This window comes from Methylolobus aquaticus (assembly GCF_054172105.1).
Map to the genome: position 1 here is coordinate 53121 of NZ_JBSYXP010000013.1, position 21667 is coordinate 74787.

17 protein-coding genes are annotated in these 21667 nt (G+C 61.9%); 6 read left to right on the forward strand and 11 right to left on the reverse strand.

Going from position 1 to position 21667, the window contains the following annotated elements:
- The first annotated feature begins 361 nt into the window (after nucleotides 1-361).
- A complete protein-coding gene (locus tag ACW73L_RS16610; RefSeq protein WP_498923624.1) occupies nucleotides 362-1135 on the forward strand; it encodes a metallophosphoesterase family protein in 774 nt (257 codons plus the stop codon).
- Here ACW73L_RS16610 and ACW73L_RS16615 read toward each other — a convergent pair.
- Nucleotides 1128-1613: a cyclic nucleotide-binding domain-containing protein gene (locus tag ACW73L_RS16615; protein ID WP_498923625.1), complete on the reverse strand. Its 486-nt coding sequence runs from the start codon at nucleotides 1611-1613 to the stop codon at nucleotides 1128-1130. The genes ACW73L_RS16610 and ACW73L_RS16615 overlap by 8 nt on opposite strands.
- Nucleotides 1614-2306: 693 nt before the next feature.
- Here ACW73L_RS16615 and ACW73L_RS16620 point away from each other — a divergent pair.
- Nucleotides 2307-2858: a hypothetical protein gene (locus tag ACW73L_RS16620; RefSeq protein ID WP_498923626.1), complete on the forward strand. Its 552-nt coding sequence runs from the start codon at nucleotides 2307-2309 to the stop codon at nucleotides 2856-2858.
- A 249-nt stretch (nucleotides 2859-3107) separates the two neighbouring features.
- Here ACW73L_RS16620 and ACW73L_RS16625 read toward each other — a convergent pair whose 3' ends face one another.
- From ACW73L_RS16625 to ACW73L_RS16640, 4 genes are all read right to left on the reverse strand, one after another.
- Nucleotides 3108-5273, reverse strand: coding sequence for a peptidase domain-containing ABC transporter (locus ACW73L_RS16625; protein ID WP_498923628.1), 2166 nt, complete (start codon nucleotides 5271-5273; stop codon nucleotides 3108-3110).
- Nucleotides 5270-6544 carry an HlyD family secretion protein gene (locus ACW73L_RS16630; protein WP_498923630.1) on the reverse strand — a complete coding sequence of 425 codons (1275 nt, stop codon included), beginning with the start codon at nucleotides 6542-6544 and terminating at the stop codon, nucleotides 5270-5272. The genes ACW73L_RS16625 and ACW73L_RS16630 overlap by 4 nt, the downstream gene beginning before the upstream one ends.
- 297 nt (nucleotides 6545-6841) lie before the next feature.
- Entirely contained in the window at nucleotides 6842-7009 is a 168-nt protein-coding gene (locus tag ACW73L_RS16635) for a hypothetical protein (RefSeq protein WP_498923631.1), read from the reverse strand.
- 570 nt (nucleotides 7010-7579) lie between these two features.
- A complete protein-coding gene (locus ACW73L_RS16640) occupies nucleotides 7580-8599 on the reverse strand; it encodes a lipid II:glycine glycyltransferase FemX (RefSeq protein ID WP_498923633.1) in 1020 nt (339 codons plus the stop codon).
- Nucleotides 8600-9205: 606 nt separating this feature from the next.
- On the opposite strand from ACW73L_RS16640, the gene ACW73L_RS16645 reads away from it, so the two are divergent.
- Nucleotides 9206-10018: a bestrophin-like domain gene (locus ACW73L_RS16645; protein ID WP_498923635.1), complete on the forward strand. Its 813-nt coding sequence runs from the start codon at nucleotides 9206-9208 to the stop codon at nucleotides 10016-10018.
- Between the two features lie 322 nt (nucleotides 10019-10340).
- On the opposite strand, the gene ACW73L_RS16650 is transcribed toward ACW73L_RS16645, so the two are convergent.
- Entirely contained in the window at nucleotides 10341-11024 is a 684-nt protein-coding gene (locus ACW73L_RS16650; protein WP_129882735.1) for a hypothetical protein, read from the reverse strand.
- Between the two features lie 516 nt (nucleotides 11025-11540).
- Nucleotides 11541-13508 (reverse strand): dynamin family protein, encoded by a 1968-nt coding sequence (locus ACW73L_RS16655; RefSeq protein ID WP_498923637.1) that lies wholly within the window; start codon nucleotides 13506-13508, stop codon nucleotides 11541-11543.
- 256 nt (nucleotides 13509-13764) lie between these two features.
- Between ACW73L_RS16655 and ACW73L_RS16660 the strand changes: the two genes are divergently transcribed.
- From ACW73L_RS16660 to hpnR, 3 genes are all read left to right on the forward strand, one after another.
- The gene (locus ACW73L_RS16660) at nucleotides 13765-14007 is read left to right on the forward strand and encodes a hypothetical protein (RefSeq protein WP_129882733.1); all 243 of its coding nucleotides are present in this window, start codon (nucleotides 13765-13767) and stop codon (nucleotides 14005-14007) included.
- Between the two features lie 242 nt (nucleotides 14008-14249).
- On the forward strand, nucleotides 14250-15293 hold the full coding sequence (locus tag ACW73L_RS16665) for a cytochrome-c peroxidase (RefSeq protein WP_498923640.1): 1044 nt from the start codon (nucleotides 14250-14252) through the stop codon (nucleotides 15291-15293).
- A 161-nt stretch (nucleotides 15294-15454) separates the two neighbouring features.
- Nucleotides 15455-17005, forward strand: a complete 1551-nt coding sequence (hpnR, locus tag ACW73L_RS16670) for a hopanoid C-3 methylase HpnR (protein ID WP_498923641.1) — start codon at nucleotides 15455-15457, stop codon at nucleotides 17003-17005.
- 16 nt (nucleotides 17006-17021) lie between these two features.
- On the opposite strand, the gene ACW73L_RS16675 is transcribed toward hpnR, so the two are convergent.
- From ACW73L_RS16675 to ACW73L_RS16690, 4 genes are all read right to left on the reverse strand, one after another.
- Nucleotides 17022-18302 (reverse strand): hypothetical protein, encoded by a 1281-nt coding sequence (locus ACW73L_RS16675; protein WP_498923642.1) that lies wholly within the window; start codon nucleotides 18300-18302, stop codon nucleotides 17022-17024.
- A 281-nt stretch (nucleotides 18303-18583) separates the two neighbouring features.
- Nucleotides 18584-19174, reverse strand: coding sequence for a DUF3047 domain-containing protein (locus tag ACW73L_RS16680; RefSeq protein WP_498923644.1), 591 nt, complete (start codon nucleotides 19172-19174; stop codon nucleotides 18584-18586).
- A 77-nt stretch (nucleotides 19175-19251) separates the two neighbouring features.
- Nucleotides 19252-20703, reverse strand: a complete 1452-nt coding sequence (locus ACW73L_RS16685) for a hypothetical protein (RefSeq protein ID WP_498923645.1) — start codon at nucleotides 20701-20703, stop codon at nucleotides 19252-19254.
- A 62-nt stretch (nucleotides 20704-20765) separates the two neighbouring features.
- On the reverse strand, nucleotides 20766-21650 hold the full coding sequence (locus ACW73L_RS16690; RefSeq protein WP_498923646.1) for a DMT family transporter: 885 nt from the start codon (nucleotides 21648-21650) through the stop codon (nucleotides 20766-20768).
- Between the last annotated feature and the right edge of the window lie 17 nt (nucleotides 21651-21667).

Sequence of the window (21667 nt, forward strand, 5' to 3'; positions counted from 1 at the left end):
GGGTCCTGATGATCAGCGTCAAACATTCACCGGCACCAATCATACACAGGCGAACGCCGATTGGTGCGAGCTTCTGCCGTACGTTACCTGGCATGACCGGCAAACCCGTGTCCTGCAGGACTCCCGTGGCCGTCCCGAACCGGGCGCCCCTCATCGGCCAGAAGGCCTTGACCCGTTCCCGGCCCGTGTTTGCCAGCGACCGGAGAACCGATCTGTGGCATATCGGGCCGTCGCACTGTGAGTGACGGCTGTGCCGGCGTAGAATGTCGGCCCGAGACATAACCCTTACCTGCCGCATGAGACCCCTGCGATTCGGCTGTTTCGACGATACCCCGTCGGTACGCGCACGGCATTCCTTCTGATGAAGTGTCTCGTCGTTTCCGATCTGCACTACACGCTGAAGCAGTTCGACTGGGTATTGCAGGCGGCCGAGAAATTCGATCTGGTGGTCATCGCCGGAGACCATCTGGATATCTCCTCGACCGTGGCGCTTCCCGCCCAAGTCACCGTGATTTTGACCTACCTCAAGCGGCTGCAGTCCAAGACTCGGGTGATCGTGTGCTCGGGAAACCACGACCTCGATGCACGCAACGCCGATGGCGAAAAGTTCGCCAAATGGATACTGAGGGCGCGGCACAGCGGTGTGCCGACGGACAACGACTGTGTGATCGTGCAGGATGCGCTGTTTACCATCTGCCCTTGGTGGGACGGCCCGGAAAGCCGGGCCCGCGTTGAGGTACAGCTCGAGCGCGATGCCGAAAAGCCGAAAGACCGCTGGATCTGGGTTTACCACGCCCCTCCCGATGAGTCACCAACCAGTTGGGGAGGACAGAAACATTTCGGCGACCGACAACTCGTCGAATGGATCGCGCGTCACCAGCCGGATATGGTCATCACGGGCCATATCCACCAGTCGCCATTCCGCCAGGGCGGATCGTGGGTGGACCGTCTGGGATTGACCTGGGTATTCAATCCCGGCAGGCAGATCGGCCCATGCCCTACCCATATCGTCATCGATACCGAGGCAAAGACGGCGCTGTGGTTCTCGCTGGCCGGAGCCGAGATCGTGCCACTCAGCCGGCCACTGATGCGTCCCATACCGGAACTGACCGAACTCCCCGACTGGCTCAGATAGTCGCGTCGGGGTAGCGATCGGAGCCGGGCGAGGCGTCCTCGACGGACTCATGCAGCAGACTCTCGAGCACCTCGTTGACCATGCCCAGGTGATCCTCGCGGTCCTCGAACTGGTTCTTCAGGTCGACCAGATAAGTCGTGATGCTGTTCAGCTTTCGTGCCAGCAGCTTGGCCAATTGGAAACTCAGGTCGGGATTACCCTGCAGGAAAGCCTCGGCGTTCTCGACGACATACGTCCGGGTGGGTACCGTGGCCCGCACCGTAGCGGTGTGCGGTACATCCAGCAACACGGCAAGCTCGCCGAACATCGCACCGGGCTCGGACTGGGTATTGACCTGGGTAGGACCCTTCAAGACCTCGATTTCCCCATCGATCAGCACGTACAAGACCTTGTCGGCCCCTCCTTCCACCAACAAGATCTCCCCTTCAGCAAATCTCCGTTCCGGCAGACCACCGCAAAAATTCAGCAAAGACTGCATCGCGTCGAACCTCGAACCCCATCAGTTGTGGTTGGTGTGTCGCTCGTTGGCCGTCGTTTGCGTCACCCAGGCGGCGCGGACTTGCGTCTCGCGCACTCTAAACCGGTCGCGCGAATGCAGCGGACCGGGCACAGAAGCGGCGGTGCGCACGCAGGTGCCAACTTTGTGCTGAATCGCAAGCAGACAGGCCCACGGTAGCGCTTCGCCCACCCGAGAGACGGCGTCGCTAGACGTAGCGAATTCGCACGACGCGAAAGGCGCCGGCAGCGCGGCCGGCCTTGCCACCATCGAAGCCGATCACTGCTGTGAATCAGAGCGTAGGTCCGGCATCGCCGGCTGTCAAACGGTCCAATAGGGAGTCTGGGCTGGCGGGTCATCACCCGCTATGGCGCGCCCATGGTGTATTCGCAGCGTAACGGGCCACGGCTGCTCAGAGCTCCGGCCCAGGTCGGCTCGCACTGCGTTGCATCCGCCCCGGCCTGACCCACTCTTGACCATGCTTGGGTCTGCAGGGCAGTAGAGCCCTATCCCCTCCTCCCCGTCCACCTACGCGCGCCCAGCTTCGAGAGATGCGGCAGGTCGCGCCGGACAGGAGCACGTCGTCAAGCGTGACGAATCCGGATAAGACTGTATCTAAATCACTGCTTTTCCGGCAAATATTTACGTATTTCCGGGCTGGCATCGCTCGCTATCATGCACGGGCCGAAACAGCGCATCGACTTCCGACAACCCAACCTGAAGGTGACTTTCATGACGCAACGTACACGTCCGGTCCTTATGCTTGCGGCCTTGATGGCAGGCCTGCTGTCTGCCGACTTGGCGCAGGCGATCAGTTGGTTCGACTCCAGCTCGACTCCCTCGGTGGTGATCACCAGCAACGATTTCCACGCGGCAACCCAGTTGCGCAGGGTGACCGTCGTTTGCCCTAAGGCCGGGAACATCGTTGCGAACGCGACCTCCCAGTTCGGGTTCTGGCCCGCCGTGGGCGGCTGGACCTACGTCGGAATAGGGTTCAGCATCGCGATCAACGACGCAGCGCCGACCGCGATGCATAGCAACTCGGCCCACTACGTGGCTGCCTGGACCGACGGAATGTCTGAATCGGGTGCAACGCAACGCATTGCTCCCTGCACCGCCGGACAGACCATGGACGTCTATTTCATGGGCTACCTGCAGAACACGGAAACCGGCGCTACCGCGTTCAATCCGACACTGGTCGTGCAGTTCTTCGACACCCGTATCTAAACTGCCGGTTTCCATCGAGCGCCGCGGGCCAGGACGGCACCGGACCGCGGCCTTCGGCCGGACCGTGAACACAGGCTTCCTTACGATGAGCGGAACGGCCGTCTACACCCGATGGCTCCAGACAGGGTCCTACAAAGGGACCGAAGGCAGGCGAGCGGCATCCCGCCGGGACGAGCAAGCCCCTTCGACACTGCGGTAGGCGGGGTAGCGCCGCGCTTAACCCTTGGGCAAGGCGCGCCGGCTGTTCCCCTAACCCGGCAGGATACCGGCAAGGCCGGGGTTGAATTCCTTGTCGTCGACCAGCACCTGGAAGTTCTTCACCACTCTACCCTGTTCGAGAACGATGAGCCGATCCGCCGAACGGATAGTTTCCGGGCGGTGCGCGACGATGATGCGGGTCACATCCGTCGCGCGGATCGCGGCATTGACCGCCCGCTCGCAACCCAGGTCAAGATGGCTGGTGGCTTCATCCAGCAGCAAGATGCCGGGCCGATGGTATAAGGCGCGCGCGATCAGCACCCGCTGCTTCTGCCCACCCGACAAGACCGTACCCATGTCGCCGATCAAGGTGTTGAACTTCATCGGCATCGCCTGGATGTCCTCGAAAATCGCCGCGAGCTTCGCGCACTCCTCGATGCGATCGGAATCGGCGCTACCTGCGAAAAAGCTGATGTTATCGGCGATGGAACCGGCGAACAGCTGATCTTCCTGCATCACGACACCAATCATGGAGCGGTAGTTCTCGACCCCAAGGCGGGTCAGGGTCTCGCCATTGATCAGGACCTCACCGCGCTCGGCCCGCACCAGGCTCGCGAGTATCTTCAGCAAGGTCGTCTTGCCGCATCCGGACGCCCCGACAACCGCCACGAATTCGCCCGGATCAACGCGAAAGTCCACCCCGTCCAACACCCAGCGGTCATTCTCGCTGTACCTGAACCGCACGCCGCGCACTTCGACGGCCGCGGGCGCCTGATCGTCACGCCGGACCGGCGTCAAACCCCGTGTCTCTGGGGGCGTCAAGGCAATGTCGGCGAGGCGCTCGGCATGCAACCCGAGCATCCGCAGGTCGACGGCCTTGTTGATCAGTTCGCTGACTCGGCTCAGAAACTGCTCCTTGTAGGCGATAAACGCGAGCAACATGCCCACGGAGAGCGCGTTCTCTAGAATGCGTTCCGCCCCGAGCCAGACCACCAGAATCGTCAGCCCGCCCAGCAACAGTTGATGGGCCGTGCGAAATACAAACTGAAGCTTCTGCATCGTCAGTTCGCGGTTGACCGTCTCCACTAAAAGATTGAGCCAACGCGTTTCGCGAAGCTCCTGAGCGTTGAACAACTTGATCGCGGTAATCCCGCGCAAGGTCTCAAGAAAGTGGCTGTCCCGCCGTGCGGCCCAGACGATTGCTTCGGCCGACGCTTCGCGCAGCGGCAGAAACGATACCCACCGCAGGAGGCCATAGAGAACAGCCCCCAGCAATACAACGGCCGCCAGTGGCGGCGAGAAGACGAACATGATGGCCAGCGTCAGACTGGCCATGACACCATCCAGCACGGCTTCAACCAGTTCCGTGGTGATCGCCTCCAGAATGACTTCCTGTGAACCGAAGCGCGACATGACGTCCCCCAGATATCGGGTCTGAAAGTACGCTGCCGGCAGGTTGACGAGATGGGCGAAGAGATTCGCGCGACCCTGCACCTTCAGCGATGCGCTGAGCATCATCACCATCCAGCCACGCATGGCGCCCACCGCGGTCTGCAACACCAGCAGCATCGAAAAGCCCAGGGCCAATGTGATCAGCAGATCGCGATCGGCAGTGACCAGCGCATGATCGACGACCCACTGCATGAAGAGCGGGCCGGTTATCGCAAAGACTTCGATGGCCAATGCGAGTCCCAGTAGCTGCGCTAGCGAGCGCTTCAAGCCGACCACGCGCCCGAGCAACGCGCGAACCCGGACACGCGCCGGGGCCTCGGATGGCGCGAAACCGCCCGTGGGAGCCAGCTCCAGTGCCACCCCGGTGAAGCTCTTTGAAACCTGGGGCATCTTGAGCCGGCGAACCCCCATCGCAGGATCGTGTATCACCACGCCGCCGCGACCGACCTCCGTCAGCAGGACGAAATGGTTCAGGTCCCAGTGCAGGATGCATGGCGCAGTCAGCAGCGAGAGCTCGTCGAGTTCCACCCGGACGGGCCGGGCCGCCAAGCCGATCTGGGCGGCGACCCGGATCAGGTCCTGAAGCGTAGAGCCCTTCAGCGATACACCGAAGCGGCGCCGCAAGTCTGCCAGGTCCGTGCGATGGCCGTGATGGTGCAGCAGCATGACGAGGCACGCGAGCCCACACTCAGCCGCTTCGGTCTGCAGCACCATCGGGACTCGGGCGTTATGCCAACCCAGCGCAAGCGCATCCAGGGCCTTCATCCGTGCAGATTTCCCGTCAAGGTGTACAGGGGATCAAGCATCCATTCAAACAGGCGCCGCTGCTCGATCACGACGCTGGCTTCAACCTGCATGCCCGGCTGCAGCGGCACTGGCTTGCCGTAGGCACTGACCGTCTGGCGCACCAGTCTGACAGTCACCCTATACACGGGCTCTTTGGCCTCGAGGACGCTGGCCAGGCCGGACAACTGCGGCGGCAGTTCACCCGGACTCAGCGCCGAGCGGGACACGTGCTCTACATGCCCCTCGTATTGACCGAACTTCTGATATGGGTACGCCTGATAGCGCAGCAGCACGCGCTGCCCGGTCCTCAGAAAACCGACGGAGCGGCTGGGACTGAACAGATGGGCTTCCAGGGTCGAGTCCTCAGGCAGAATGCTCAGCAGTGGCGCGGTTACGTTCGCGCCGCCCCCCAACTCGGCCTGGATGGCCGTCACGGTTCCGTCCTGCGGCGCCTGAATCACCAACTGGCGGCGCGACTCGGCTTCGGCAAGGCTTTGCTCCAACTCGGCGATGTTCCGTTCGATCTGCGCGAGCTGCGTGCGGCCAGTGAGCGGCAACTGCTGCTGTTCGCTCCGCAACGTGACCAAATCCCGTTTGGTGTTGGTCAGGCTCCGCTCGAGGTCGCGCAGCTTGAGAGCCTGGTCGAGCCGTCCCTCCTCTCTCTCCTGCAGTTGCTGCACCGATACGAAGCCCCGTTCGATCAACTGCCGGAACCGGGCCGACGACTGCTCCGCAAGAGCCAACCGTTCCCGCTGCAGCTCGATCTCGCGTTCCAGGTGCTCGCGCTCCCGTTCCAGCGCCGCGATGCGTTCCGACAACGCGGAAGCGCGCTGGGCATGGAGCTTTTTCTGGACTTCCGACTCCGCCTTTAGGCTGTCCCGCCGCGCGACCAGTTGGCGGGCGACCTCCTGCTGGGTGGCGCCCCGCGTGACACTCAGCAACTCGGTGGAGACCACGGCCAAATGTGCCCCTTTCCGCACCTGGCTGCCCTCACGCACCCGCAACTCGGACACGACACCGGCCTGCGGCGCAAACACCCGAACCATACCCTGCTGCGGTACGAGCCAACCATTGATCTGAGCCTTACGGGTGTACTGGCCAAAGAGCAGCAAACTCAGTACAGCTCCGCCCGCCAGGGTGGCGAAGACAAAAAACAGTCGATGGGACAGCCGGGGGGCAAGCAGCACCGTTCCCAGCCACTGAGCCTGACTCTCCGCAAGCACTTCAGGACGAAAAAGCGACTGATTCATGGCAGCGCATCCGAAAAAGCGACCATTGGGCAGCACGACCAACAGCCAGGGTCCGGCTCAGAAAGACAACCATTACGACCATTTCCTGGTCGGCGGGAGAAGCATGACTGTCGTGTAGATGCAAAAGAGGCCGCCCCGACTCCTCGCCGGGACGACCTCGACCTCCACGTACCGGCCTCCCGATGGCCTACCGCACCGATCCTCGATGCACGCGCATCCGTGCCGTGCCTTACATCCCTTTGCGGCTTATTATGTGGCCCATTCCCTTCATGGAAGTCTCCACACCATCACGAGGCCCTAGCACTTGCCGTACTTCGGGTACTTGGGATGATGGTCGTGCTTCGGATACTTCGCGTGCTTGTGATGATGGTGATCGTGATGCTTATGCTTCGGGGGATCGTAGTATCCGCCACCCTTTCCGCCGCCAGAAACCAACTCCATTTCCTCTACTTTTAGCTCACGCATGACGTTTCTCCGTGATAAAAAAACACAAAACCTGGACGGCGACAGATATCGAAGACTTGTATTGATAAGCTCGCCGCCCAGCGCTGTCTCATCGCTTAAAGCGACATTGCGCCCCCCATTGAGCCACCGCTAGGCAGGCAATGGCGGCGTAAATAGATTAACAAATAAATCCGGCATTCAAATCGGAATCACTACCTATATCTATCGACTTACTCATATGATAAATTGCGGTAGCAACGTATTTCAGAGGGAAATATTGAAGTGTTTAAATACGCGAAGCAAATGCTACGACGCGAGCAGTCAAAGACATAAAACTGGATGACGGACGTAACATCGGTACTTGGCAGGAAATTTTAATCCACGCCAGGAAACGCGTATTGATAAACATGAATGAATGCACCAACGCACCAACAGAAACGAACTCGGGCGGAGTGATCTAACCAGCCACGTGGCATTATTGACGTACTGGCATCAATCAGGATGCAATCATTGACCCGATCAGCTCAAAAGGCTTGTTTCCCATCACGTTCGTTCCGTGATTGGAAACACTTGATTGGAGAGCAAGCCGGCTTACGCGTCCTGCTCCGCCCGAAGGCTCTCTTGATAGTGGGCGTAAGCACCCGAATCGTATACATGATCCAGAGACGGAACCCAACTCATCTCGCGCCCCCCGAGTTTTCGCTTGAATTCACTGAAGCTGGCCCAGCCATTCTGTCCTTCATGCTGTGGAGAAATACCGAATAGATCATAGATCTCGCAACCGCGAGCCTTCGCCTCCTGCATGATGTGAAAATGCAAGAGATAAGGCGCCATCACGTTGCGGTGGGTCGCCCGGGATGCGCCGTACAGATAGGTCGCCACGTTGCCGAAGATGATCACCACCGCTGCTGCCAACCGGATGCCTCGGTACTCTGCAAAATAGACGGCACCATGCCCCATTTGCGCCAGCAAAGGGATCAACCTCTGGAAGTAGTCCAGTCCGTGCCCCTTGATTTCCTTTCTTTCACACATCTCGCTCTGCATTTGGCAAAAGTCGAGTACACCGCGTTCCGAGGTGTCCTCAACGATCGCTACGCCATGTTTCCGCGCAACACCCACGTTGTAGCGACCTTTCGACTTCATCTGCGAGAGGATGTCCGTGTCACTGAGCGTCAGGTCAATCAACAAGGTATCTCTGGGGACATGAAAATACTCACCCACCTCGCGAAATTCATGCACAAAAGCCGGTAGCCTTTCCCATGGTGGCTCTATCCTGAGGTGACTCACCACGCAGGTGTCATGCCGACGCTTCTCGTCAATGAAACCCATGAACGCCTCGAAAACCTGCGCCTGATCGGCAATCGCGTCCGCTTGCATCAACACCGGCCCTTCCGGCACGAAGTAGAAGCAGTGTTCCGCGTCGTAGGTCCATCTCCAGATCGTCGCACCGCCGACGATAGTTCCCCGGTCCCGCAGCACCATACCGAAGTGATCCCATCCGGTCGATGCCATGAAATCCGACCACCACGACGACTGCATGAACCCGGTACAAGGCTCCCAGGCAACGAAGTCATCCCAGCTCTGCTTCCGCTTCACGCAGTCGTCAACCACTTCGCAAGTCCTCATCCAATGAACCCACGCCAATCCACCGCTTGCGCCGGATGCGGACGAAACCCGGCCCCCTGGAGCACGACGCGATCCGGCGGGGCCAGCATGGAGTTTTCACGCAGCGCGAAGATGTTCCACCTTACGGATTGTCGAGTTGCGTGGCATGACCGCTGGGCCACGGCCCCCGGACGCTTTGCCCCGCCCGGTGCCCCACCACGGGTTTGCTGGCGAACGATTCTGCGCGTCGTATTAGGTAGGTGAAGGTAGACCAAATTCATCGCGCGTTGGATCCGTACGCTTACTTAGCGCTTTTGCGGGAACCCGATATCCGTCCGAGCAATCGCTGCGTCTGCCGTCCGCTCGGTTCCGCTTCGCGGAGCTTGTACTGTGCGGCGAGATCCCGCTGGTGACTACCATCGGATGGCCGCGGGATGAAGGGAGGGTCCAACAGCACAGCGCGGCAGCGGCTTGGTCCGCGCCGATCACGCACTGCAATCACGTACCCAGAGGCTGTACCAATGCCGAGAATTCGATAAGCTGCGGGATAACCTGCCTTGTCAGGCCCCACCCCGCGACATTTTCCAGACACAAATACTGGCCCAACTCCTCATGCTGCAGATTTCCTGGCTTTACGACCTGCCGAACTGGTTGCTCTGCCTGCTTATCCTGGTCATGTTCACCGGAGGCTCGATCCTTGGCCAACGGGTGTCGCGACGGTTCGTGCGGCGCTTCTTTTCCCAAGCCCTCGAAGACCACAATGAAGCCGTGGGGGCGATCATTGGCTCATATGGAGTGTTCTACGGCATCACACTCGGGCTGATTGCCGTCGCCACCTGGGATAACTTCGACGCGTCGGAGGATCTGATCATGCATGAGGCGTCGGCGCTGTCAGCCCTGGACCGCGACGTGTCCGCGCTGCCTGAACCGGCATCCGTGGAACTGCGGGCGCTGCTCCGCGACTATCTCGATTTCGTGATCGATAGCGCGTGGCCCGAACACCGCAAGGGCCGCGTGCCCATCGACGCTGACTCTCGCATCAACGCTTTCCAGAAGCGCCTCGTCGAGTTCGAGCCGCGGACCGAGCGCGAGTCGGTGCTGTTTGGCGAGGCAATCGAGCAGTTCAATGTCATGTTTGAGCTGCGCAGGGACCGGATTTCCAGTATCGGCAACGGACTCCCGCCCATCCTCTGGGGCATCGTGCTGGCCGGCGCGATTCTGAACATGATCCTGCTTTACGTGCTGCGCATCGAACCCTTACGAACGCACATGCTACTGATCGGGCTGGTCGCAACCTTTATCGGCCTGATGATCTTCTTTATCGTGGCGATGGATCACCCTTTCATCGGCGAGCTCAGTATCGAGCCGACCGCGTTCGAAGCCCTGAGGCAAGGGCAAATGTCGAGACTGGCCGGACACCCTTGACCTGACACAAGGCCAGGCGCGCCGACTGGCGTAGTGCGGGGAGGTCCAGGGCTGGCCGAAAGGCCCCTTCGGGAAGGGGCAGTCGAATCAGCGGACCGTTCCAGCGGCGCGGGAAAATCGAGAGCGATTCGGCCCCGCACAACCGCATGGCGCAATCAAGGGACCTCATCGATGGCTTCGACCCGACCCTATCAATGGGTGAGCTTCCCTGAACCCCGTTTCCAGCGGACCCGCCAGGCGAGTCGCACACCCGGCCGGGACAAGGTCTAGGCCGAAGCGAAACTTATACGGCTCCCTGCCGCGACGCAGAGTGCAGTGTCCCCTACGGGGCCACCGGCAACGGCAGAATCGGCGCCTTGCGGATGTCGAGCGAGTAGTTGAAGCCATGCGGTCCCGGGCCACCCGTGCCGCAATCAGCCGCGTTGCAGCTGCCGCCCAAAACGATCAGGTACTGACCGGGCTTGAGCGTCTTCGAGAAGGCCGCCGTCGAGCCGGGCTCGACCAGGGACAGCGTCGGCGTGCCCTTCTTCACGGCTTGCCCGTCGCAGTTCGTGAACGGAATCCCGGAGTTGGCATAACCCACGAAGGCCGTTGCCCCGTCGCCACCCGGAGTCTGCGGCTTCAGGAAGCTGCTGGTCCCCTCCAGGCTGATCTGGTTGTAGTCGTGCGAGAGGTGATTGGAGCCGACAAAGCTGCCATTGGTCTGCCAAACGGAGAAAGCCGGATGCATCGTGTCCGATCCCGTGCCCATCGTAATCTGTACGGTGGCATTCCAGGGCACCGTGAACGTATACCACTTGCTGTTGTGGGCCCAACCACAGTCCGGGGTGATTCCGTTCTGACCGTCCCACGCGTATACCGGAGCCGTACCGGTCAGTGCAATCGAACCATTCTTTGCGGCGGGCACCGAGCCCAGGTCGGTGACGCTGATCGCATTCGCGGCACCGGAAGCCAGGGCCGAACCGGCCATCAAGGCGGCAATCGTCGTTCGCAGATTGAATTTCATAAGCTTGATCTCGTGTGTCTTGGCTAAGTTGGAGTTTCCATGTCGGATCGATAGCGGATGTGCCCAGCGCGGAGCTCCGGCACAACGGTCGAGCGATCCGTGGTTTACGTGCACAATAAACGTGCCATGAGCAGAGCCCTTTGGATCCGCGCCATCCATTTCAAGCAGGTTCTTATCTGATTCGGGAAATACCCTAGTACTGAGTCAAATCACCAACTTATTCACGGGACTGAAACGGCAAAGCCATATCGCACGACGCGGGTTCGAGCGCAGCCGCTCCTGGCGGAAAGCTGGGTGAGGATGAATGCCGGAATGGGCTACGGCGTCCGGCCACAGCCTGGCCCCTTCGGCCTGCCTTGATCTGTGGCGACGGCCCCGGCTCGCTTGTGATGACGACGATCTGGAGGATCTATCAGTCGAGCCACGGCAAAAAGAGGATGGTCGCTCGGCGGGGGTGGCTGTTGTCCCAGGCCTCAGCGACCCGATCGACACCTAACGGCAGGTCGGCGGGCCCGGCTACGCGTCAGCGGCGGAGTCTGCCTCGACCGGTCCGCCGCCAAGAGACCGTTCAACAGCGGCAGTGAGACGCCGGATCTCGGCGAGTTCATCCAATTGGGCGCGGGTGTCGTCCAGCGCGGTGCTCAGAGCGGTGATCTCCGTATCGAGAGCTTCGGCACGCTCGTGCACCTTCCGGTACATATCGACACGGCCTTCGATCGAAAGTCTGCGCTCCCGCAGGCGCTCGAGTAGCGGCACGAAAACCGTGGCGGCCCACGCCGAGCATTCGTCATATGCCAGCTGAAACAGGACTTGAGCCCGCGCGATAAGCGTACCGTAGAGGCGGCTGATGACGACGGTCTGGTACATCGACGTCGAAGACGCGCTGGCGCGAAACTGCTCGCCCTGTTCGAAGATCTCCTCCAGTTCGGTCTGATAGGCCTCCATCGAGAACTCGGCCGGCTTCAACTCCCCCAAGGCAGGGTCGGCGACGAACTGTGAGAAAATCGCGCTGGCCAGGACGCCGGCTCCTTCGCCCTTCTCGGCGGCCGACCCGAGCGCGCCGCGTAGTTCTTCCAGCACTTGTTTCATCGCGGTCTTCATGCCGAACGTGGTCAGACTGTCGGACATGCTGCGCCGGGTTCGGTCGACGATGGCCTGGATACGTCCCGGCGCCACGACCTCCTGCAGCGATTGAGCTGTCTCCGAAAAGGTCCGAACATCCTTCGTCAGCGCCTCCACCGCCGTGGCGTAGGCGGCTTGCTCAGCTTGAGCCTGCTCCAGCAAACGGCGGCTGAAGGCATCGTTCCGCAACCCCAGTTCACGAAGTTCGGCGAGTTGCGCGTCAAGGCTCTGCGCGCGCTCGTTAACGATCGCGCGCCACTGCTCCAACTCGCGAGCCAGGACCCGCACAACATTCTCAACCAGTATTTCCTGACGTATATGCACGATGTTGTCCGCCAGATAACGCTCGAGGCTCATCAAGCGCGATCGTCTCAGCAAGGAACCATCGCCCCGGATCTTGGCCAACAGACCCTGCTTGGCCGAGATCGGAAAGACCTCGCGAGATTCCACGTTCAGCGTACGGGCGGTGCTCTCCACCTGCTGCTGAAGCATGGCCTCGAGTTCCGTTTCGGTATTCAACTCGTCCCAGACCGAATCGATCTTGTTGAGCACAACAATGAGCCCCTTGCGCCGCGTCTGCCGCTCACCCCTGACATGACAGCGCCAAACGTCCATATCGCTCTTGCTGACGCCGCTGTCCGCCGCGACGACAAACACCACAGCCTGCGCCCTGGGCAGGAGACTAAGAGTCAACTCGGGTTCCGTACCGAGGGCATTGAGCCCCGGCGTATCGACGACAACCAGACCGCGCTGCAACAAAGGGTGAGGAAAACTGATCAGCGCATGCCGCCAAGAAGGAATTTCCACGACGTCCGCCGGGCCGGGGCACGCGTGACATGCGTCTTCGGTAGATAGACCGAGACGTTCCGCCTCCTGGCGCGGCACCCGCTTCGTGGCGGACAACGCGCGGAAGGCCTCCTGCATCTGCAGGGGCGAGCCAGCATCGAGCGGGATCTGCTGCCAACACCGGGGATCACGCTTCAACGCGTTCAGGTTCTCGGCGGACAAACGCGTTTCGATGCCGATCAGTCTGATATAGCTTTCGCCACTGGGATCGCAAAAAATTTCAGTGGGGCACATGGTCGTGCGCCCTGGCGAAGACGGCAGCAACCGCAGCCCGGTATCAGCAAAGAACAGCGCGTTGATGAGTTCGGTCTTGCCCCGGGAGAACTCGGCCAGGAACGCCACGGTAAGGACGTCCGACTCCACCGTCTCCCGCATCCGATCCAGCTCCGTCAGCAGGGCATCGCCCCCGAGTCCTGCTACGAGCAGCCAGACGCGATAGCGTTCGATCGACTCGATCAGACGCTGCCGCCAAGCGTCATGCGCGCGTAGCGTTTCTGCCAATCCGTTTATGTTCATGTGAACTCTCGCCATCGCGTCGATGGGCGGCTCGGGGTCATGACACGCTAGAGCCGCAGTACGGCCCAAGGCTGCTGCGGGAAACAAATCAGCCCCGCCGAAGCGCGTTGCCATTAAGTCTAGCGACCGGGGCGGCGCGATGCCCCGAGACGAGACCAGGACTTGAAAACGCGTTCTGTCGACGCCACGAAATGGTGGTCGAAACCTCGAGAGTGCCGCTACACGGCACGACGACCGCAAAAGAGAGTGACCATCGATGGATATCCTAATGTACCTGCTGTTCCTGGCTGTCGGATTCGGACTTGGGGTGATTTGCAGCGTCAGCATCCTGGCCAACCGGATCGAGCGCCTGAGTCGTCAGGAGATCAACGTACCCACTCCACAGGTTCAAGTTAACGTCAGCGCCGAACTGGTCGCCCGCTATCTGGAATCCTTCGACCTGATCGCGATCCCGAAGCATCTCGTCGCTGCAGCCGAATCACCCGCCACCAAGCACTGAGCCGCAGAGTGGCCCATCCAGCAGGGTAGGCCACCCGATCGTGTTGCATTGGGCGGGTTTATTCACTATAAGATGCGCGCTGAACATCACAAGAACGAGGGATCCGACGGCAAGGCGCAGCCAGGGCAAGTCGGGGTGCGCCCACCCGATGGGGTTGGCGCCACTCCACGAAAGCCGCTTTACCGTTGTCGGTCCTTTGCATGTCGGACTGTCGCGTAACGTCTAAACCTGAGGAGTCACAGATGTCGAAGTTCAAATATTTCGGGCTTGCCGCAACCTTGGCGGCGACCGGTGTGAGTGGTGCAGTCATGGCTGCCCAATGGCAGGCATTGCCGACCAAGGCCCCGGAACCGGCCGACAATCCCACCACCCCCGCGAAGGTCGAACTGGGCAAGATGCTCTACATGGACCCGCGACTGTCATCCAGCGGTACGGTTTCCTGCAACTCCTGCCACAACGTCATGGCTGGCGGCGAAGATAACCGCGGCGGATCGGTGGGGGTCAAGGGGCAAGTCGGTGGACGCAGCGCCCCGACCGTGTGGAACTCGGCCTTCAACTCCGTGCAGTTCTGGGACGGCCGTGCGGATAGCCTGGAAGCCCAGGCCAAGGGCCCGGTCACGAACCCCATCGAGATGGGCATGAAGAGCTGGGATGACGTCGTTGCCCGGCTGAAGGAAATCCCCGGCTACCGCCAAGGCTTTGCAGCAGCCTTCGGCAGCGCGGACGCGATCAACGTCGACAATGCAGCTAGGGCGATCGCCGCGTATGAGCGGACGCTGATCACACCCAACAGCCCGTATGACCAGCACGTCAATGGCAAGACCGGTGTGCTGACCGAGCAGCAGGTTCGCGGCATGAACACCTTTGCCGAGGTCGGTTGCGTCAGTTGCCATAGCGGGCCGGCGTTCAACGGTCCGACACAGGCCGCGGGCACGGGTTTCTTCATGAAGTTCCCGACCTTCCCCGATGCCGCGCTGGAAGCCAAGTACGGTTTCGAAAAGGATATCGGACGGGCCGAAGTGACCAAGAACGAAGCGGACAAGCACTTCTACAAGGTGCCGACGCTGCGCAACATCGCGCTGACCGCACCTTACTTCCATAACGGCAAGGTCATGGACCTGCCGACCGCTGTTCAGGTCATGGGCAAGACCCAGCTCAACAAGGATCTCAGCGAACAGCAGGTGAACGATATCGTCGCCTTCCTGAACGCCTTGACCGGTCAGTTCCCGAGCCAGGCGATGCCGCATCTCCCGGACTACCCGAACAAGACCTTCGCCTACGAATAGATCTCACCGTCCACAGCGACGACGAAGCCAGCCCCTGTCGGGGGGCTGGCTTTTTTTTGTGATTGGGTAGATTGTTTTTAGGGGCGGACCGAAACCATCCACCCTGCAGGCCATGCCGGGCACGGCCTGCCCCACTGCGAGGAACCCACTGACGCGAGACCATGCCCATGAAATTCCTGGCCGTTCACCCCAGTCCGCTGATGTACACAAAGATTTTCCTGCGCCTGGAGCCGCTCGGACTCGAACTCGTCGCCGAGACCGCACGCCGGGCCGGGCATCAGGTACGGCTTTTGGACTTGCAGGTCGAGACGCACCAGGATTTCGCGCGAGAACTCCGGGACTGGGAACCCGACATCGTCGCCTTCTCGCTGAACTATCTCGCCAACGTCCCCGAGGTGATCGATCTAGCCAAGGCCGCCAAGGACTTGCTACCCCGCAGCTTCATCTTCATCGGCGGGCACAGCGCCTCGTTCACCGCTCATGAGCTACTGGAACACGGCGAGGGCAAGATCGACTGCATCCTCAAGGGCGAGGGCGAGTCCGGCCTGCCGCCGCTGCTCGAAGCCATCGAGCACGACCGGCGGAATGTGAGCTTAGTGCCGGGCGCCGTGACGCTGGATGGGGAAGGTCCGCCGCCGGGCTTCGTCGCCGACCTGGAAGACATCCGGCCGGCGCGCGACCTGATCAGGAACCGCCGCAAGTATTTCCTGGGCACGCTCGATCCCTGCGCATCGATCGAATTCACCCGCGGCTGTCCCTGGGACTGCGCGTTCTGCAGCGCCTGGACCTTCTACGGGCGCAGCTACCGGGTCATGAGTCCGGACAAGGCCGTAGACGAACTGGCGCGCATCCGCGAACCGGGCGTGTTCATCGTCGATGACGTGGCCTTCATCCAGGACAAACACGGCCTGGAGATCGGCGAGGCGATCGCACGACGCGGGATCAAGAAGGAGTACTACCTGGAAACCCGGGGCGACGTGCTGCTGCGGAACAAGGAGGTGTTCAAGCTCTGGAAACGCCTCGGCATGGAATATATGTTTCTGGGGGTCGAGGCCATCGACGAAGAAGGGCTGACCAAATTTCGCAAGCGGGTCAGCCTGGGCAGGAATTTCGAGGCGCTGGAATTCGCCCGCTCGCTGGGCATCACGGTCGCGATCAACATCATTGCGGACCCCGATTGGGATCGTGACCGCTTTAAGGTCATCCGCGAGTGGTGCATGGAAATCCCCGAAATCGTCAACATAAGCGTCAATACCCCCTATCCCGGCACAGAGACCTGGCTGACCGAATCGCGCCCGCTGACCACGCGCGACTACCGCATGTTCGATATCCAGCACGCGGTATTGCCGACCCGACTGCCGCTGAACGAGTTCTACGAGGAACTGGTCAAGACGCAACAGGTGCTCAACATGAAGCACCTCGGCTGGGAATCGCTGAAGGGAACGGCGAGGATCGTCGGCCGCCACCTGCTACGCGGGCAGACCAACTTCCTGAAGAGCCTGTGGAAATTCAACAGCGTGTTTAACCCCGCGCTGCAGATGGCTGACCACGCTCGGCCGGTCAAATACGAGATGGCGCCTCCGCCGCCTCGCACCGAGGCGAAGATCGACATGAAGAACCTCTATGTCCACCAGTCGCGCGGGCGAAAGAGCCGCGCCCTGGACGACACGACCGAGCGTTTCGTCGACGAGACTCGGGCCGGCGCCGCCTGACCCTGCCCCGCTTCGCTCAAAAGCGATATATCGCGAGGGCGGCAATACGGGCTTCGATCTCTCGCCTGACCTCATCGAAGGCAGCGCTCTCGATCGACCCGAAACGCCGTTCGAACTCGTCGGTCAGCATATGCTCGGGCAGGTCCTTGATCGGTGGCATGAACAGCGACTCGTCAGCGGACTGGCTCAGGCGCTTCTGCAGGTTGCGGGCGGCTTCGGGCGAATGCACGGCGAACTTGCCGAAGGTCGCGCCGGCAGTGTCGGCCGCCAAATCCGTGAAGCTGAACCCGCTGCCACTGTGGATATCGTTGATCTCCTTAGCCATGGCCGCAACGTCGGCGAGGGTGCGTGTGCCGGATACCACCAGCGCCGCCGAAATGACGAAATGCTGGGCTGTGTCGACGCGCCGGTTGAGTAAGGCCAGACGCCGGGGCACCAATGGCTCCGCGCTGCTGACATCGCCGATCGGGCTGACATCCCGCCCATTGACATAAGCGTTCAGCAGCAGGATCACGGCGCGGTTTTCCTCGACGGGTTCGTGGTCCATCAGGGAACGCGCCTGGGCGAGGGCGAACAACGGCTGCATCAAGGTCGAGAGGCGGACATACTTCTTGATCTCCGGCCGGCTGACGACCTCGCTCAGACACTGCTGATAGATCACCAGCCGCTCGCGCAGCGCGACATCGGTCTCCCAGTCGCCGGCCTGATCGAGCGCCTTGCGGGTCCAGTCGAAATGCACCCGAAGACGGCCGTCCACGACACGTATCTCCTGCACCACATCCGCGGCGATCCGCCGATAGCGGGAGACTGACTTGGATTGGAGCAGGATCTCCAGCAGCCAGCCGATCAGCGGGTGCGGGACGGCCAGACGCCCCACCTTCAACTGCCGGACCACCGGAAACGGTTCGGCGTCATCCGCGATCAGGCGAACGTTCAGGTACAGATCCGCCCAGCGCCACGGCAGCTTGGCGGTGGCCTGCATGCGCAGCCGCGGCCCGCGAATCGAGAACTGTGCGCCGCCCAACCAGCGCTTCCGCGCGAAGGCATATTGCGTGATCGTCGCCATGTCGTCGGTGGTGAGCGCAACGGTCTTGCGCACAATCTGCCGCCGGGTGTCCGGCACCGAATTGCGCAGGATCGAGCGCGTCCGGGATAGCGCATCGGTCTGCGCCACAGGAACCAGATCCACGGCAGGAACCCGACTGAGTACCAGCAGTGCCAGCAGCACGGCCAACGTAAGGATCGCGGCAGCCAGTGACGCGGCCGGACGAAAGAAGGGACGCATGCTGTCGATCATCGCGGCGGGGCCGCCGGTCGGGCCTGACAGCGGCACACGGACATTCCAGACATTCAGGAACTGTGGGGGGGTTGGCGAAGGGTTTCAGGGTGCCATCTTGGCGCGTGGGCGCGTAACAGGCAATCCCTCACGTGTGGAATAAGCGGCCCCGCCATACGCCCTGGCGGGCCGTCGCTGCCGGGGGAAAGGCGCTTGACTGTCCCGCCGCATCTGTCCGACGACGCGACCGAGCGGAGGAACTTCAGCGGAGAGAAGCCGGCTGGCAGACCCGGGGCACAGCGCTAGTCCGAGGAAAAGAAGATGTCACCGTAATATGCCAGCGCGCTGCCTCCGGCATTATCGGTGTCGGTCATCAACGCAACGGCATCCAGTTGCTCGACACCATCGCCGAAAAGCCGGCGCCAGTCATCGCGGACATTTCGCTTCTCGGTGACCCAACGGCCGGCCTCGCGGTCACCCGAGCGCAGGGCCAGCATCAGCACGCCGTTGCCCGCGAACGCGTTCGGCCAATGGGTCCCCACCACGGCGGAGCTGGACCATACATAGTTCAATGCCCGCGTCCTCCAGAACGCGAGTCCGCCACTGACGATAACGTAGAGGCGAGCCGGATAATCGTCACCGCTCCGGCTCCGTTCGTCCGGGTTGCCCAGCGTTCGATCCACCCGCCAGGACCAGTTCAGATAGGGCGTTCGGTTCAGATCCACCGTGAGCTCGCGATAGAGGCCGGACGCAGCTGCCTCACTTTGGGCCCGCAACACGGTCTTGCCGTTCAGCCGTACCAGGCCGTACTCCGTGACGCCCTTGAAAGCCTTGCGCTGCCAACCAACCAGATCGCCAGCGGAAAAGGTGCCCACGTCCAAGCGCTCAGCCATGGCGCCGAGGGGGGCAAGCGAACCCAGCAGCAGCATCCACATCTGCCCGGTTGTCCCAAGCCTGTGCCATAGCGGGCTCACAACGGCCTCAGCAAACTGTCGAGGAGATCCGCATCATCGAAATGACGACGGCCGACGAGCGCGATGGCATGGGTACCGATCCGTCGCATGGCGCCCGGACTCGGCACCCCCGACGGCCACAGCAGGAAGCGCTCGATACGTTGCGTATGCGGCACGAGGCCGTCCGGACCGAAAAGGCTGCGGCGTGAGCCCCGGGATGTGCGCATGGCCAACAGCTCTTCGTGCTCCCGCCATGCATAGCGCTGCGCGGGAAGTTCCTCAGTGTCCGCATAAACGGCCTGAAGGTAATGCTCGCCAGCCGAAATGCGAAGGACCAGCCGTTGCCCGGGGCGGGGCGGCAACAGCGGCGCCGGCGACAGCACGGGCTCACTGTGCAGCGCCGGCTGTTGCACGCGGTAGCCCAACCCCGGGAAGACCTGATAGTAGCAGCCGCAGGGATGGATGCTGTCGTAGGCGAGCGGCACGCCCTGCCGATCGAGTGTGACGCGCCAGATCAGGCCGTCGAGATCTCCGGCATAGATGTCCAGCCAGTGCCGCGCGGGCCGTCGCGGAAACCAGATCAGATAGTTCAGCTGCAACAGCGACTCTCCGCGAAAACGCGTGTGCGTCATGAACCGGTACACGACAGGGCTATCGACGCGTACCGTCGGCAGGCCATCGTTACGCCACGCCACGGCACCGATCCGGTCGGCCGACGACAGCGCGTCGATTTCCCAGACCGGTGCGAATGTCTCGAACAGTCGCCGCCGCTCGCTGCCGCGCGGATCGGGAATGGCGAGGGGATTTTGCGCAACCCGGGCGAGCAGTGCCGGTATCGCGTCGGGGATGGGTTCCGTCCGAGCCGGTGGGGCGTAGCGGAGGCGCTGACCGCCCTGAGATAGTGGGCCCGGCGTTACAGCAAAAGCGGCCCGTAAGCGCCGATGCAAGACCGCAACACCCTGCTCCAACGCAAGGCGAGTCAACGGATAGAGCCCTACCATGCGATGCCAGCCGGAATAGGCATCTGGCGTCCTGACGGCCGCCTTGAGTCGCTCGACCCGCTCCGGCTGTGTCAGGTCACGCGCGACGAGCTGTCGGCCGCATGCCGCTACGACCTCTTCCGGTGCAAGCCCGGGAAAAGGCGAAAACACCGCACGGGCGACGGTAGCCTGACCCAGGTTGGTAATCTCGACCCGTCGCGATGCGGCATCCAGCGCTCGCAGGCGCTCCAGCCACTGCGCCTGAGCGGAGGGTCCGAGGTCGTTCCCCCGGAAGCTGGCCAAAAACCGATCGCTGCGCAGGTAGCGCGATCCGGGGAGTCGATAGGATCCTGCGTCGCGCGCGCCAGCGCGCTCGGTCAGAGCGTCCAACTCGGCAAAGAAGCGCTCGCAGCCGGCGTTGGGCGACACGTCCGGAGCAATTGGCGAGACATGGATGCACGCACCCAATGGCAATACCGCGCTCAGCATACCGACGCATCGCGATCGCAGGCGTTTCCGCCACCCTGGAACACGATTGCCGGGCAACACCTTCATACGGCGGCGCGATCGGCGCCTATCAGAATCATGCCCACGACCATCGTCGCGGCCGAAAAGAGCCGCCGCCCCGGCTCGCGCTCGCCGAACAGCAACACACCGTACAACACTGCCAACAGAATGCTGCTGCGCTTGACCGCGATCATGTAGGCCGCCTGCACGAGATCGATGGCGAGAAAATGGCTAACGATCATCAAGGCAAACCAGAAACCGATCAGAAAATGAACACCGGGGCGGCGGCTCAACACCCGCACGCTGACGGGACGGACTGCCGGTACGACGATCAGCGCGAATGCGCCCAGCAGTACGAAGTAGAGGGCACCGAACAGCTCGCTCGGCACATCGTGCATCGCCGCTTTGCCGGTCACGGTCGTGACGCTGTAGATCAGCGCCACACCCAACATCAGCCGGACGCCGGGTTCGCTCCGGAATGCGCGCAGTGGACCGAGCAAAGTGGCCGCCGAGCTGTTGCCGGAACCGGCGTGAAGCAGGAATGCGCCACACACCACAAGCGCTATCCCGGCCAGCCCCATACTCGAGACCCGCTCGTCCAGCAGCAGCCAGGCAACGATCATCGTGAACACCGGCGTGAACGCCAGATATGGCAGCGACAGCGACATCGGTGAGTCGCGCAAGCCTCGCACGTACAGTCCCATGGCCAGCAGTTCGAGCGGCAGGGAAACCGCAAGCCATCCCCAAAATGCGGTCGGCAGTTCGGGCAGCCCTTGCACCGCAACGACCGGCAGCAATAACGCGGCCGGGTAGACCAGACGCACGAGCACCAACTCGGCGGTCGCATAACCGCTCAGGTACCGCTTGGCGAGGGCATCTGAGGTGGCCAGGCTGAACGCGGACAACAACGACAGCAGCACCCATTCCACGCGGCTTCAGAGTGCGG

Excerpts from the sequence above, each read along its gene's own strand:
- ACW73L_RS16615 (WP_498923625.1), bottom strand. The coding sequence starts at position 1,613 with ATGCAGTCTTTGCTGAATTTTTGCGGTGGTCTGCCGGAACGGAGATTT.
- ACW73L_RS16680 (WP_498923644.1), bottom strand. The coding sequence starts at position 19,174 with ATGGCTGAGCGCTTGGACGTGGGCACCTTTTCCGCTGGCGATCTGGTT.
- ACW73L_RS16650 (WP_129882735.1), bottom strand. The coding sequence starts at position 11,024 with ATGAAATTCAATCTGCGAACGACGATTGCCGCCTTGATGGCCGGTTCG.
- ACW73L_RS16625 (WP_498923628.1), bottom strand. The coding sequence starts at position 5,273 with ATGAAGGCCCTGGATGCGCTTGCGCTGGGTTGGCATAACGCCCGAGTC.
- ACW73L_RS16665 (WP_498923640.1), top strand. The coding sequence starts at position 14,250 with ATGTCGAAGTTCAAATATTTCGGGCTTGCCGCAACCTTGGCGGCGACC.
- ACW73L_RS16685 (WP_498923645.1), bottom strand. The coding sequence starts at position 20,703 with ATGCTGAGCGCGGTATTGCCATTGGGTGCGTGCATCCATGTCTCGCCA.
- ACW73L_RS16620 (WP_498923626.1), top strand. The coding sequence starts at position 2,307 with ATGCACGGGCCGAAACAGCGCATCGACTTCCGACAACCCAACCTGAAG.
- ACW73L_RS16655 (WP_498923637.1), bottom strand. The coding sequence starts at position 13,508 with ATGAACATAAACGGATTGGCAGAAACGCTACGCGCGCATGACGCTTGG.
- ACW73L_RS16660 (WP_129882733.1), top strand. The coding sequence starts at position 13,765 with ATGGATATCCTAATGTACCTGCTGTTCCTGGCTGTCGGATTCGGACTT.
- ACW73L_RS16630 (WP_498923630.1), bottom strand. The coding sequence starts at position 6,544 with ATGAATCAGTCGCTTTTTCGTCCTGAAGTGCTTGCGGAGAGTCAGGCT.
- hpnR (WP_498923641.1), top strand. The coding sequence starts at position 15,455 with ATGCCCATGAAATTCCTGGCCGTTCACCCCAGTCCGCTGATGTACACA.
- ACW73L_RS16635 (WP_498923631.1), bottom strand. The coding sequence starts at position 7,009 with ATGCGTGAGCTAAAAGTAGAGGAAATGGAGTTGGTTTCTGGCGGCGGA.
- ACW73L_RS16675 (WP_498923642.1), bottom strand. The coding sequence starts at position 18,302 with ATGATCGACAGCATGCGTCCCTTCTTTCGTCCGGCCGCGTCACTGGCT.
- ACW73L_RS16610 (WP_498923624.1), top strand. The coding sequence starts at position 362 with ATGAAGTGTCTCGTCGTTTCCGATCTGCACTACACGCTGAAGCAGTTC.
- ACW73L_RS16645 (WP_498923635.1), top strand. The coding sequence starts at position 9,206 with ATGCTGCAGATTTCCTGGCTTTACGACCTGCCGAACTGGTTGCTCTGC.